We start from the raw sequence: 14396 nt of genomic DNA, 5'->3' as shown, positions 1-14396 counted from the left end.
TCTATCCTCTGTTGGCTCTTATAAATAAACCCGCATTTTTCAATAACTTTATTTGATGCTACATTGTTAATTAAAGCAATTGCGTTAAGGACATTTAAATTTGTTTCTTTAAACAAATAGTCAATTAAACCTTTAGTCGCTTTTGTAGCATAGCCATGATTTTGATATTCATTTGAGATAGCATACATTATCTCTCTGTTTGGTGAAGGGAGTTCTTCTTTCATACCCGTGCAGCACCATCCAATGAGTTCATTTGTAGCTTTCTTAAATATTCCTAGCTTTAACATATGATTATCTATGTTATTCGTAGTTTTCACTGCATCAAGAAATGCTTTGTTTGCTGGTATTTCATAATCTGCAATCCAATCCATCCTTTGTTCTTTCGTTGATTTCCAGTCTGGTAAAAATTTTGCTATTTCCGGTTGATTTGCTATTTTATAAATACTCTCTGCATCTTTGACCGTAAACTCTTGCAAGTATATATCTCCACAATCTATTTTAAATAACTTAGTGAATCTCTCTTCTCCCATGTTAATCCCCCTTATTTACGTTATAGCTCCTTAATCTGCTTCGTAAGTTCAATAAACCGTTCATCCAGTGCTTTATATTCTTTGTCTTTAGAAGTTAAAAAGCTTAATTTTCCTAATACTTCTTGTCTCTCTGTTTCTAACGTTAAACGTAGCTCTTCAATATCATCTCTTGTTTTAGTAGGTTCTTCTAGCTGCTTTTGTATCGTATTGTTTGAAAACACGAGTTTTGTGTTAGTTGTTTTCTCCAGAAAATATCGATCGTGAGATACAATTACTAATGTTCCGTTATACTCAGCTAATGTATTTTCAAGTTGTTCACGTGAAGGTAGATCCAAGTGATTCGTCGGTTCGTCTAAAATGAGTACATCTTTTTCATCTAAAATATAAGCCATTAGCTTACACTTTACTCTTTCTCCCATACTCATATGCTCAATCGGCTCTTTCCATTGAGACGCTTGGAATCCTAAATGTTTCATTAAATTTTGGACTTTTCCTCTTTCTTCAAACGTCTCTTTAAAAAATAAATTTTCTGGTGTTTTATCAAGCGGTAAATCAAAAACTTCTTGTGTTAAATAGCCGATGTTTGCTGAAGGTGAAATCCATATTTCTCCTTCAGCAGTTTCCGTTCCCATAATCATCTTCAGTAATGTTGTTTTCCCACTACCGTTTGGTCCAACAATCGCAACTTTCTCACCGTGCTGAATTGTAAAATTAACGTTTTCAAATAATACTTTCCCATGAAAGTCTTTTTTTAATTGCTTTACTTCTAAAAAGCGTTTTCCTACTTTTTTGTTCGCTTGAATAGAAAACTCAACTGAATACTCTTCTTTCACACGTTCTACTTTCGTTTTCTCCAGCTCTTTTTCAAGTCGTTTTCGTTTTGACTTCACTTGTGCATCCATTCGCTTCGCTTTTACACGATAGAATTCTTTCACACCTTCTTGTTTTGTAGACTGCGCGTGTGCCTTTTGTGACCATGAACTCAATTCTTTTATATGTGTTTCTACTTGTTCTATCTTTTTTTGTTGTTTTTCATATTCACGCTGCTGCGACTTTCTTTTTTGCTCACGTGCTTTCATGTAGCTCGTATAATTACCACTATGCTCAATTAATTTTTTGTCCTCAATTGACCATATTTTTGTTGCGACAACATCTAAAAAATATCGATCATGCGATACAACGATAACTGTACCTTTCATGTTTTTTATTTGTTTAATGAGAAATCCCGTACTGATCTCATCTAAATGATTTGTCGGTTCGTCTAATATTAAGACATTAGGATTTTCAGCAAATCCTTTTGCTAATCGAATTTTCAGCTTTTCACCACCACTTAAAGTATGAAAATCGTTCGTTGGCACGCCCCATTTCGCAAGAAGTTCTGCTTCTTTTGCAATTACATCATTACTAATAAAAGATTCTATTTCTTGCTCAACATATGCGGTTGTCATATTCATTTGCTGCCATTCAACAATCCCTTTTGAAGGCTCAATCTTTCCATTTATTAATTGAAGTAACGTTGATTTACCAGCACCGTTTTTACCAATTAATCCGATAACATCCCCTTGTTTTACTGTCACATTCATTTTCTCTAACAACATATTTTCTTTTATTTCAACATAAACATCATTTAATTTTAATAGTTCTTTCATAATACCGATCCCTTTCATTAAGGGAGAATAAAAAAATCCTCCCAAATAAATTTGGCAGGATTAGTCGTTAAAATATTTACACCCAAATAAGCTATTACGTAACATAAATAGCAATACCGTTCTATGGAAATTGGGCAGACCAATCCTATTTTTTAGAAATTGAAATTTATTGAATTTCAACATTTAAAAATAAGATTAGTTAATCATCGTCCACCCATCATTCCTTTCTGTCATTAATAACCATATTGTACCATGATAATACTGTATGCGTAAACATTATTATTTGTACTTCAAAAGCAATTATTTTTCTTCAAGTTTATTTTTACAATTTCATGTGCTCATATCTTTAATTTTTACTAATTTGTATCATTTATTCATGTGAAAACTTTTTAAAAAATACAAAACAAGGCTAAAAAACTTATCTCCAACGTTCTTTAGCCTTGATCACTTTTTACACATTAAAAAATATTACTCGTACTACCGTACCTTTATCAACTTCTGAATGGATTTCTACACTATGTCCTAATTGCTTCGTAATTTCATATACGAGATATAGCCCCATTCCTGTTGATTCTTTAAAATCTCTACCGTTTTCTCCTGTAAAGAAAGGTTTGAAGACTCTTGGTAAATCTTGCTTCGGTATACCTACGCCATTATCAGCAATTTCAAGTATAACGGTATTACCTTCCTTACAAGCTTTCACTTTAATCTTTTCTCTACTACCTGATGAATATTTAATCGCATTCGATAGTATTTGCCCAATTAAAAATTGTAACCATTTCGCATCACTTTCTACAGTAATGTCCTTATCAATTTCAAGCTCTGGATATACAAAATTCCGGATAAAGAACCGTTTATGCTCATGTACCGAATCATTCACTATTTTATGTAGTTGTACTCTTTCTACATAAAAATCTTGTGTAAATGCTTCTAAACGTGCGACATACAGAGCCATTTCTAATCCCTTTTTTAATCGATCAGTTTCCTCATTTATACTTTCAAAACGTGAATCTACTTCATCCTGTGTAATTAATTCTATTACAGATAAAGGTGTTTTCATTTGATGAATCCACTGATTCATAAAGGTTAAATGGTCATTATTTTTTCTCTCTTGCATTTGCAGCTGATTTTGATAATGTCGATATTGCACCTCAAGTAGTTCTTGAAGAGCAGCCGATACAGCTGCAAAGTCAGATTTTTGAACAGATTCATCCAAAGATTGCATCGGGTTTGCTAAGCGCTCATAAAAAGAACGATGTGTAAAATAACGAAACACTAAATAACTTCCCATAAAGAAAGCCCCTAGAAACATTGCATATAACGCCGTTGTAATATGATTATGCCCATCAAACCAATATACGAGAAATATAGCTAGTAGTTGAATTATAGTAAAGCAAATAAGTGGTATATGATCACGTATAAACAACCTTATCATTTTTCTATACCAGTATCCCAAGTAATATGCAATCTATATCCAACACTACGAATCGTTTCAATCGCACCTTCTATATGTAACGTTTGTAACTTTTTACGCACACGTGTTGTATTTACACTTAATGTATTATCATCAACATAAGATTCGCTATCCCATAATTTATTTAACAACACTTCCCTACTCACAACACGCGGATAATTTTTCATTAATGTCTCTAATAAAATAGCTTCGTTTCTCGTTATATCAATCTCTTCGTTTCTAAGTTTCAATACAAGTCTTTCAGGATATAAACAAAGGCCTTGTTGCTCAATCATTCGCTCTTCTAGTTTCGGTGCATAATCTCCATATGCACGTCTTAAATGACTACGAATTTTCGCCACTACAACTTCATAATGAAAAGGCTTCGGAATAAAATCATCGCCACCATTTTCTAACGCCATAACTTGATCCATCGTACCTTCACGAGCCGAAATGAATAGTATCGGACATGTAGAAACACCGCGAATTTGACGACACCAAAAGTACCCATCAAAACTCGGTAAATTAATATCTAATAAAACTAACTCTGGTTGTTCATCTAAAAAAATGTCTAATACATTTTGAAAGTCCGATACAATAACTCCTTGATAACCATATTTCGCAACATGTTTTGATAATAGTTCTGCAATTTTCATATCGTCTTCTACAATCATAATTTTGACCATTATTGAACTCCTTTTTAATCCACAATCTCAAATATACTTATATAAAATAAATACTACCTCTTTTCACAAAATCCGTAAATTAAAAAAGGATGCTTTTATACAAAAGTATCCTTTTTTGTCCCTTATCTATTTAATATGAAATTTACTAAAAGTAAATCCTAGTTTCTCCACATAATCCACCCCTAATTCCATACGCGCCGTTTTCAACGGATCCACAACTTGGCAAACTTTTAAATTACCTGCTGCCGATAATAAAAGCGTTGCATCAGCTTTAGACATTGCTAATTCTTCATGTAAAAATGTCACCATATTATGTACAGCACGACTTGCTGCATCATCTAACAATTTCTCTGAAGCAATCGTCATTACTTTTTCTTTTTGAATAGCCATTGGTAGTGGCCATTTTTCCCCTTTTATAATTTGAACTGTTACAGTTACCTCACCAGCAACCTCTACACCACTAACACCAATTTCACCATCACCCATCGCTGCGTGTAAATCACCTAACGCTAATAGTGCTCCTGGGACATTAACTGGTAGTAGTAATGTTGTTCCTTCTTTAATCTCTTTACAGTCCATATTCCCGCCGTGATCATGCGGTGTGCCACATGAAATGCTCTCTTCTTTCGGTGCAGTACCAATTACCCCAATCATTGGATTAATCGGGATTTGTAGTTCACTTGAAAACAAAACATATTCATTATGTATTGGGACAATTTTCACTGTATTTTCATTTAACTCATCACCCATTACACCAAGGTTTGCACCTGTAGTTAAAACGCCCTGCTCTGCAATTTTAATCTTTTCAATCGTTACGGCTAATATATCGCCAGGTTCTGCTCCTTTAACATATATAGGTCCAGTCGCTGGATTAATTCGGTTCCAATCTAATTCTTGAAACACAACATCTTCAGAATCGATTTGATTTTCAAAGCAATCATATGTTTCAAATACAAGACTGCTCCCAATTTCCACTTCCATACAAGGCTTATTTTCTGCTGACATTGAGTAAATGATATGGTCTTTATGAATTCGATACATAATACCTCTCCCTTTTATATTTATCTACTATTACTAATTAGCTCTTTTTATACAAGCTCCTCTTAAAATTAAATGTTATTTTTATGTAAAAAAGCACGCAGATTGTTTTATAACATACACTCTTTACTATAACAGAAAGGTGGTATCACTATGCCCCTTATTCCATACAACGAAAGTGATGTTGATTTACTAGCTCGTTTAATTCGTGCTGAAGCTGAAGGCGAAGGTCGCCAAGGTGAACAACTGGTTGGCTGCGTAGTAGTTAATCGTGTATTTTGTGATTGCTTAGATTTTAAACAACTCCGTACCGTACGCGACGCTGTATATCAAAGCCCCGGCGGATTTGAAGCAGTACAATATGGATATTTTTATCAACGCGCTCGTGAATCAGAAAAAGAAATCGCACGAAAAGTTTTACAAGGTGAATGGCGCTGGCCTGCAGATGGGCTCTTTGGTATTTCCGTCCAGTTGGAGCTTGTCCACCTGAATGGTATAATCAGCCATTTGTAGGACAGTTTAAAAGCCATTGTTTTTATGAACCAAGTGGTGATGAATGTCCAAAAATGTATTCACGCTAGCAAAATTTGAAACGCAAGTACTTAGATGTCTAAGTACTTGCGTTTCTTTTAGCTTTATTTTAGAAATCTAGTAATGAGATGAATTTTTCGATGCCCACCACATGTATTAATAACGATATACGTGGGCCACTAGACTGATTCATAATGAGCTTATAAATAATAATAAATAATTGTTTTTGATTTTCTTTCATTATTTTTTTATTGTCATGATGGCAAATCGAATACAATTGCTCCATTAAATTAGAGTAATCTTTGTTAGAACGAAGTATATTGCAAACTTTTACTAACCATTCTTTCTGTCTTTCATCTAATGTGTTGTAAAACTCTGTATTTCTCTCTCGATTTACCGCAATTAATTTTTCAGATTGAAAGTTTTTTATCCAATACTCTGCGCGGTTACATATCGCTATCATAGCATCTAATGTATAACTTCTATCTATTTTTTCTAATGTATCTTGTAAAATAGATGAATCAAAATTTAATAGCGGTAACGTTCCTGCTACTTGATTAAATCTCGGATATTCTTTAAACTGCCTACCAACTTTAGAGAGTTTAATTGCATCAAATAAATCTTCATTTTTGAGCGTTTTATTTTCATAGCTATCTTTCAATCGTTCATACTCTGTATAATTACGAATCACATCTTCATCCAACCCAATATGAAAAGCAGCGCCTGGTTTGTATTTGGCAAACATAAAGAGAATTACTTCTGGTATATACACTTTCAATAAATCGCTTGGTGTAATGCTATTCCCTGAAGAACTAGACATTTTTTCATGATTCCCTTTAATACCAATGAAATCGTAAGCAACGTAATGAGGCGCTTCACGATTGAATATTTTCCTTGCAATTTCTTTTGATACATTATAACTACCTGTTTCTGATGAATGATCTCTTCCACCCGGTTCAAAAATAACATCCTCTATCATCCATCTCATCGGCCAATCGATTTTCCAGTTTAGTTTCATTTTATTTGTATTTAATACGGATAATTCTTTTTCATTTCCGCATTCACATTCATACCGGACTGTTTTTAATACTTCATCAAAATGTGTAATAGTTGTTGTATCTTTTCCACACCTCTCACAATATAATGTAGCTGGATAAAAATTGTTTCGCTCTTCTTCACTACACTCTCCAGTTTTAAAATCCATTAAAATATCATATATTTCTTTTCGTTTATACAAAGCCTCTAAAATATTTTTGTTATACCTTCCGCTTCTATATTCATCATATTGATAAATAAATTCTACTTCAATTCCAAATGCTTGAAGCGATTTTTCAAACTCTTTTTCAAAATGCTCCGCATACGAGTTATGACATCCAGACGGATCTGGAATATCACAGTATGGCATACCAATATACTTTGCAAAAGATGGATCAATATTTTTTGGAACTTTTCTAAATCGATCATAATCATCCCACGAAAATATAAAACGAGTCTTTTTCCCTAAACCTTGAAGTGCTCTTACTACGAAATAAGTCGTTACGATTTCACGAAAGTTCCCAATATGAACAGAACCTGAAGGACTAATTCCAGATGCACAAACAAACGTTTCTTTATTTGGATGTTTCCTAATTAATTCATGTGCTACTTCATACGCCCAATGCATTTATTGCTCACCTCAATTATTTTTTGTTTTCGTATTCTCAGTTTTATGCAATAAAAAAACTCCCACCCCCAAGATTATTCATCTTGAGGACGAGAGTTGTTAGCTTCGCGGTACCACCTCAGTTTGTTAATATGTCACCATATTAACCTCTTCAGGTACGGCAAAATATGCTTATACCCTATCTCTATAACGGGAGAACCCGTCGCACCATCCCTAAATAAATTAGTTCCTTGCGCAGCTCCAAGTCTTTTTTCGTTAAGATGTATACCGCTCTTTCTCAGCTACCAGAGCTCTCTGTACGTATTCTTTCTTAACTACTCTTCTCTTCCATGCCATTTTAAATATTAGTTTTTTAATATGATAATTTATAACACTTTTATTGTCAAACTTTTCCGAATCAAAAACATATAATTACCTAAAAAAATTCTTTATCGCTTCTAATTGAATTTTATGACTACACTCATCACAACAATATGCCCCGTTTGGTTTTTCTTTAAATCGCTTATATTTTTCACTGCCTTCGTAAACACGAAATATATTCTTACAAGAAAAGCAAACAATCTCATAAAACATCATATGCATTTTCCTCTCCTTGTTTATACACTTTTTTAATCACTTGTGAGAAGGTCATTTTTCTACAGCATAAATTTTAATATCCTTTGACTAAAAGGTTTACCTCTATTCTTATCGAATTATATTAATATCTTATAACGCGAGGTGAACATCTTGTTCAGTAATATAGAATTAGTTTTAGATGCTAAAGCAAGTTTAGCTGAAGGACCATGTTGGAATGAAAAAAAGCAACTTTTATATTGGGTTGATATTATGGAGAGAAAATTATGCATATACAATCCTACCGCTAATACGAACCGAGTAATTGCACTCAATCAACAAATCGGCTGTGTTGTTCCATATTTAGAGGATGTACTACTCTTAGCTATGGAAAAAGGCTTTTATTCTATTAATATAAATACCGAAAAACTGACACATATTTTTGACCCTGAACCACATTTAATAGAAAATCGTTTCAATGATGGAAAATGTGATCCAGCTGGTCGTTTCTGGGCAGGTTCTACAGATACATACGGTATGAATGCTGCAGGTTCCTTGTATTGTTTACATCATAATTTAAGTGTAGAGAAAAAAGTTTCACATGTAAATACATCAAATGGAATTGCTTGGTCACCTGATCATACATACTTTTACTTTATAGATACACCTACTAAAAAAGTGGTTCGCTATCAATATAATATACGTACTGGAGACATTCATAATCCAATTGATGTAATCATTTTCTCTGAAAATGATGGTCTACCTGATGGTATGACAATTGACGAAGACGGCTGTTTATGGATTGCACATTGGGGAGGTTCAAAAATAACTAGATGGAATCCATCTACTGGAGAACAAATATTAAATATTCCAATTCCAGCTTTATATGTAACATCATGTACATTTGGAGGACCTAATTTAACAGATTTATATGTTACAACAGCCAGAACAAGAATGACTGATGACGAATTAAAAGAGTATCCACATGCTGGTGGTATTTTTCGAATTCAAACAAATGTTAAAGGCTGTCCCACCTATTCATTTTGCAATAAAAATATTGGAGCTGAAACAATGTGAACCGTATCGATTACATAAGACAAGAAGAAAAGAAATATCACGGCCTTTGCTATGAACAATATAAACTATTTGAAATTGGCTCTTGGCTGTACAAACCGGTTAAAACAGTTATGGACTTGATGGATCACTTTGAAGGACAAAACAACTTGCAAGTACTTGATCTTGGCTCTGGCGTCGGTAGAAATAGCATTCCAATTGCACAAAAGATAAGAAATACTAGCAGCACTGTTACATGTGTTGAGTTACTTAATTCCGCTTTAACAAAGCTACAAGCTTATAGCAAAGAACATGATGTATTCGAGGTTATAAAAACAGAACAAGCAGCAATTGAAAACTATCATATTGACTCTAACGCTTATGATTATATCGTTGCAGTATCCAGTTTAGAACATATCAAATCAGAAGAAGATTTTAAAAACGTACTTCATTCTATGAAAAAAGGGACAAAAAACGGCGGTATTAATTGTTTGATTATTAACTCTAACATACAAGAAATTGATTTAAAAACGAATGAAGAATTAGAAGCTTTAATTGAAATTAATCTCTCAACCGAAGAACTGATACGTCTATTAAAAAACATTTATAAAGGATGGAAAGAAGTAAAAGTTGAAATAAAAGAATTAGCTTATAATATAGTTCGTAATGAAAGACACATTCAATTAAAAACAAATGCTATTACTTTTGCCTTTCAGAAATAATACTATAAAAGGTAAGGATATTTTCTCATATATTCATAGGAACACCCTTACCTTTTATCTTCATAATATTATTTCGTTATTAGTTTTCGTATCATCTAAAATATAATTTTCATTCGAAATACTAATCAGCTATTAATTGAATTCATTAACTGGAAGAAATATTCCGCTTCATGAGTCTCATTCAGTTTATACCATGAATGAAGTGTATCCGGCGCAAATACATCTAATTTTCTCAATACCTCCATGGCAAATTCTAGAGGAGCTACACCCGATGCGGTAATAAAGTTTTCACTGGATGATACAGGTCCCTCTTTATAAAAATTTTCTCCTTTATAAGTAGGACAAACCATTTTCATATACTCTAAACTATTGCTTGTGTGATTTATAGAATCCAAGTAACCGTAATTTGCAAGACCTATAGTTGCACCGCAAATGGCAGCCACAATTGTACCAAGTTTTAAAGCCTCATCAACTTTTTGCAAAATAGGTTTATGTATTTCTTCACTCCAAGTATTCCCTCCAGGTAAAATTAATAGATCGTTACTCTCAAGGATACATTCATCTAGGGAAATATCCGGCTGTATATTCAAGCCCCCCATTGAAATAACCATTTCTTTATTTATTCCAACTGTGACTACTTTAAAAGGCGCTACATCTTTTTTAAAATATCTCCCTGTATTAAGTTCAGCAATTAAATGTCCGTACTCCCAATCCGACATCGTGTCAAATACATATAGATAGGCTTTTCTTGTTTGCATTCAATAACACTCCATTCATATACTACAGTTTTAATTACAAAAATTGCTCTTTTCATTTTAACATTTTATTCAATATTTATGGTTTAAAATTCCAAATAAAAGAGCACTTGTTTCCGCAAGTGCTCTTTTTGGGGATTTTGAGATATCCTATTAAAGAAAGTTAAGGTTACTTAAAGTTAATAGGTACTTCTATTATATGCTTGTCCTTTTTATTTGTGCATAATCAATATATAAACATCTTTAATAATTCTTAATAACTTTTAATTATAGTTCTCTCTTACATTTTATCGTTAAAAAATTGGCTTTTTCTCACGAGAAATTATCTTTTTATATTGTACCTATCTAATACTTTTTCTAACATTTCTAAAGTTATTGGTTCTGCTTCTTTTATTAATCGATAACCAATACGCCCATTCGGTTCCGCTGTAACTTGCTGTAAACTCTTTACATCATGGATCCCTTTTTCTCTTAATTGCATATATAGTTGTTGCTCCGACATTTTTGCCTGCATCAAATTCTCTTTTACAATCTCTCCGTTTTCAACAATTATAATGCTACTTCCATTTAGAAATTGTTCCACCTTCTTTGATTTCAATTCAAAGAAATGAATAATAAGTAGTATGCTTGCAAATATGATGGCCGCAAATATAGATGGGACTACTTTTCTACTTAATACAGGTTCTACAATAATACGGCCGATTGATACAACTATAATGATTTCAGCTCTTGTCATTTGGCTGACAGATGCACTACCTGTCATTTTCAAGACAATTATTCCAGTAAAAGTTAATATAATACTTTCCCAAATTATATTCATAATAACCCAATCCTTTAATGGTGTATTTTACTATCATTCCCATTAAAGTTGTGTTTTACTTACCTATTAAGTTGTTAAATCCTTCAGACCATGATGGAAATAAAGGTATCCAACCATACTCTTTACGTGCCTTATTATTGGAAGCTCCTCTTTCCCAACTATTTTTCCCATCTTGAACTTTAGGCTTAGGTGCCCCTATCGCTGCTGCATATATTGGTAACCATTCTTTACTAGTTGCTGGATAATTATCTACAAGATTTACGATTCCTGAAGGCCAATTAAGGGCTAGCATAGTAGCTCTTGCAGCATCTTCGACATGTATAAACGAGCTTATCCCGTCTGATGCGATAATCTCATTATTACGAACTTGATTTGCTATTAATCCGTTTTCCGCATACCATGTTCCTGGTCCATATAATGTGCCATAACGAAGTATAACCGATTCAGGTAACTCAGTAACAGCTTCTTCTAATTTTAATATGCCATTAACAGTGACTTGCCGAGGCGCGGAAGCAGTAATATGTAGTGAATCTTTTTCAGTCGCAAATGTATCCCCTGGTTCATACGCCCATGAAATACTTTGAGCGATTATTTTCTGTACCCCTACATTTTTAGCTGCATCGACAAGGTTACGAGTGCCTTTTGTTCTAATTTTTGCATTATCCTCAAAATTCCATGATGACAATGACGTTAATTGATGAATAACTACATCGGGATTTGTTTCTTCTAATACAGAAAATACAGCCTCTCTATTAAATACATCAGCTATTACTGGTATGGCACCAACCTTTTTCATTGCTTCTACTTGCGAAGTAGTACGGATCATCGCAAACACCGTGTGCCCATTTTTTATTAACAGTGGTAATAAAGAACGTCCTATTACACCAGTTGCACCTGCTACAAATATTTTCATATATGTTCCTCCTCATTTAGTAATCATAAATGTGACGAAACATTTGTGAGGTATGTGACAATTATTTAATCTGTGTATTCATTTTCATGTAAATGTGAATTAAAATCCCAATATCCCTGGAGGTGACAAGGATTTATGAATATTCATATTTATACACTTACGCAATACAGAGCTACACTATATAGTAATTAAACACTAATAAAACCTATTTTTTTCTCAGAACCTCCTCATTTGTACACTCTTTTTTTATTTTCAATTAACGTTTAAATAAAAAAACGTATAATCCGCATCATTGCTAATTTTCATATATTAAATGCCTACTTCATACAGTAATAAATAATGATAAAAGAAAACAGAGGGTGGTTGTATATGACAATGACGGATATTTATAACTTTATGATTAAACATGGACGTATGCCACACTTCCACGATGAATTTCCGTTAATTTTATTCTGGAGCCAAAAAAGTGGCTGCACTTCACTAGCAAATTGGTTCTTTTATCAAATTGGATTATATGAAGAAGCGATTAATTACGATCCGTTTATTCATAACTACGAGTATGATATATACAAAAATTCTTTTTTTTACTATATACAAGTAGCTACAGAATTAAGGCTTAAACAAAAACACGCGTACAAACTTGTTAGAAACCCTTATAAACGAGCTGTCAGTTCTTTCTTATCACTCCTTTCACCACCCCATATAGAACATCCGGAATGGAGACCTATTCGTCAATTTCTGTACAGGGATGAGAATTGTAATAAGAAAATCTCCTTTAAACTTTATCTATATTATTTAAAATCTTTTGATTCTAATTCAGACATAATAAACCCGCACTATGCTCCACAATATATACAAGATGAAGAACGTTTTGTAACTAATTATATCTACCTAGAAAACTATTCTAAGGAAATCGCGAAACTAGAAGATCAATATGGATTAAAAAAATCTCCTTTAGATTTATTGGAAAAATCATGGCACCATCAGAACGACTATGCTATTTTTAAAGGGGACTACGCAGACGCTAACATAATAGACCCCTTATTTCCACGGCTCCCAACATGTGATAGTTTTTATGACGCCGAAACTACTCAATTAGTTGAAGACATATTTAAAACAGATTTTACCATATACAAATACCCCTTTACGCCACTTTAAAATATATAATTTCTTGAATTTATATATTCAGAATATACATGCTAATTAAATGGGATGGAGCACATATAAAAATGTGCTCTTTTATCAAGGATTTATTAAAATCTCATATTACAACCAACATAGTGAATCCGAATATTATATATTTAATGCAGAATCTTAAAGCTTTTCCTTATAATGAGTAAACTAAAAGAATCTCAATCGGTCATTCTAACTAGCCAACCATCAGTCTTAAATACAAACTTATCTCTGCCCTTCTCAATAAGTATATTATTGGGGTAGAGACAATATAAGAGATTAAGAATGTGTAATCTCATCCAAATATAATCGATGTCTTTAAAATCAGAAGATGCTCATAATTTCTAATTAAAAAGAAGGAAACTTAATATTCAAAATCAGAACACTTAAAAACCAATCTTTTAAATGTAGAAGTTGTAAATACTCCCCCTTTTTTCTTTATTAGAAAAATATAGATAACCTATTCTATTTCACTATTGTTTAACAGCATTATTATTCTGATAACATTTTAAGAAAAGTTGTTGCCGCCCAAATGAAATACGCAAGTTGCGTAACGATATACATCGTAATTTCAAAACCTGTAAGCTTTCTTTCCTTTTTTATTTTCTTTAAATATCTATAAAAACAAAATGAACATAAAATCAGTAAAACAATAGACATTTGATATAGATTTTCCACTAAAAGAACTGCCATTTATTTCATCACCTTTCCAATAAAGTGAAACTTTAATCAGTGGGGGGTTGTTCATCCTCCACTGATTATCAGCCCTCACCAGTCGGGATTTAGCGGGATAAAAAATATATAGTTCAAGCATATCATTTTAACGGGAATAATTAACGAAATTTTCAAATTAAATGA

The 14396-nt window shown here is 32.8% G+C and carries 14 protein-coding genes, 1 pseudogene and 1 other annotated feature; of the genes and pseudogenes, 4 read left to right on the top strand and 11 right to left on the bottom strand.

Annotated features, from left to right (window positions below; translation table 11 throughout):
• The 5 genes from ACQGSG_RS21185 to ACQGSG_RS21165 form a co-directional block, all read right to left on the bottom strand.
• The coding region (locus ACQGSG_RS21185) for a GNAT family N-acetyltransferase (RefSeq protein WP_426947953.1) at positions 1-530 on the bottom strand (530 nt) is incomplete at its 3' end.
• A gap of 20 nt (positions 531-550) precedes the next feature.
• A complete protein-coding gene (gene abc-f, locus ACQGSG_RS21180) occupies positions 551-2179 on the bottom strand; it encodes a ribosomal protection-like ABC-F family protein (RefSeq protein ID WP_002103136.1) in 1629 nt (542 codons plus the stop codon).
• Between the two features lie 451 nt (positions 2180-2630).
• Positions 2631-3614: a sensor histidine kinase gene (locus ACQGSG_RS21175; RefSeq protein ID WP_002103134.1), complete on the bottom strand. Its 984-nt coding sequence runs from the start codon at positions 3612-3614 to the stop codon at positions 2631-2633.
• Positions 3611-4318, bottom strand: a complete 708-nt coding sequence (locus ACQGSG_RS21170) for a response regulator transcription factor (protein WP_000238969.1) — start codon at positions 4316-4318, stop codon at positions 3611-3613. The genes ACQGSG_RS21175 and ACQGSG_RS21170 overlap by 4 nt, the downstream gene beginning before the upstream one ends.
• Positions 4319-4444: 126 nt before the next feature.
• Positions 4445-5359: an acetamidase/formamidase family protein gene (locus ACQGSG_RS21165; RefSeq protein WP_325843075.1), complete on the bottom strand. Its 915-nt coding sequence runs from the start codon at positions 5357-5359 to the stop codon at positions 4445-4447.
• Positions 5360-5509: 150 nt separating this feature from the next.
• Between ACQGSG_RS21165 and ACQGSG_RS21160 the strand changes: the two are divergent.
• A pseudogene (locus ACQGSG_RS21160) lies at positions 5510-5937 on the top strand (cell wall hydrolase).
• Positions 5938-5996: 59 nt separating this feature from the next.
• Here ACQGSG_RS21160 and lysS read toward each other — a convergent pair.
• Together lysS and ACQGSG_RS21150 are read right to left on the bottom strand one after the other, a co-directional pair.
• Positions 5997-7550, bottom strand: coding sequence for a lysine--tRNA ligase (lysS, locus tag ACQGSG_RS21155; protein ID WP_325843076.1), 1554 nt, complete (start codon positions 7548-7550; stop codon positions 5997-5999).
• An 82-nt stretch (positions 7551-7632) separates the two neighbouring features.
• Positions 7633-7889 (bottom strand) — a binding site (T-box leader).
• Positions 7890-7961: 72 nt separating this feature from the next.
• Positions 7962-8132, bottom strand: coding sequence for a DUF2197 domain-containing protein (locus ACQGSG_RS21150; RefSeq protein ID WP_000551047.1), 171 nt, complete (start codon positions 8130-8132; stop codon positions 7962-7964).
• A gap of 144 nt (positions 8133-8276) precedes the next feature.
• Here ACQGSG_RS21150 and ACQGSG_RS21145 point away from each other — a divergent pair, with 144 nt between their 5' ends.
• Complete coding sequence (locus ACQGSG_RS21145) at positions 8277-9179, top strand: SMP-30/gluconolactonase/LRE family protein (protein ID WP_000492419.1); 903 nt, start codon at positions 8277-8279, stop codon at positions 9177-9179.
• Positions 9176-9877 (top strand): class I SAM-dependent methyltransferase, encoded by a 702-nt coding sequence (locus ACQGSG_RS21140; protein ID WP_325843077.1) that lies wholly within the window; start codon positions 9176-9178, stop codon positions 9875-9877. The genes ACQGSG_RS21145 and ACQGSG_RS21140 overlap by 4 nt, the downstream gene beginning before the upstream one ends.
• A 125-nt stretch (positions 9878-10002) precedes the next feature.
• Here the strand turns inward: ACQGSG_RS21140 and ACQGSG_RS21135 are convergent, their stop codons facing one another.
• The 3 genes from ACQGSG_RS21135 to ACQGSG_RS21125 form a co-directional block, all read right to left on the bottom strand.
• Positions 10003-10635: a type 1 glutamine amidotransferase family protein gene (locus tag ACQGSG_RS21135; RefSeq protein WP_001194775.1), complete on the bottom strand. Its 633-nt coding sequence runs from the start codon at positions 10633-10635 to the stop codon at positions 10003-10005.
• A 319-nt stretch (positions 10636-10954) separates the two neighbouring features.
• Positions 10955-11452: a DUF421 domain-containing protein gene (locus ACQGSG_RS21130; protein WP_001021697.1), complete on the bottom strand. Its 498-nt coding sequence runs from the start codon at positions 11450-11452 to the stop codon at positions 10955-10957.
• A gap of 55 nt (positions 11453-11507) precedes the next feature.
• Entirely contained in the window at positions 11508-12365 is an 858-nt protein-coding gene (locus ACQGSG_RS21125) for an NAD-dependent epimerase/dehydratase family protein (RefSeq protein WP_214632185.1), read from the bottom strand.
• A gap of 369 nt (positions 12366-12734) precedes the next feature.
• Between ACQGSG_RS21125 and ACQGSG_RS21120 the strand changes: the two genes are divergently transcribed.
• Positions 12735-13523 carry a sulfotransferase family 2 domain-containing protein gene (locus tag ACQGSG_RS21120; RefSeq protein ID WP_214632186.1) on the top strand — a complete coding sequence of 263 codons (789 nt, stop codon included), beginning with the start codon at positions 12735-12737 and terminating at the stop codon, positions 13521-13523.
• Positions 13524-14030: 507 nt separating this feature from the next.
• Here the strand turns inward: ACQGSG_RS21120 and ACQGSG_RS21115 are convergent.
• Positions 14031-14231 (bottom strand): hypothetical protein, encoded by a 201-nt coding sequence (locus tag ACQGSG_RS21115; RefSeq protein ID WP_000279694.1) that lies wholly within the window; start codon positions 14229-14231, stop codon positions 14031-14033.
• Positions 14232-14396: the final 165 nt, after the last annotated feature.

This window comes from Bacillus sp. GMa5/1 (assembly GCF_050172015.1).
GTDB classification, from domain to species: Bacteria; Bacillota; Bacilli; order Bacillales; family Bacillaceae_G; genus Bacillus_A; species Bacillus_A cereus.
Note: the sequence above shows the minus strand (reverse complement) of the source record. Positions and strands in the feature narration are given on the sequence as shown.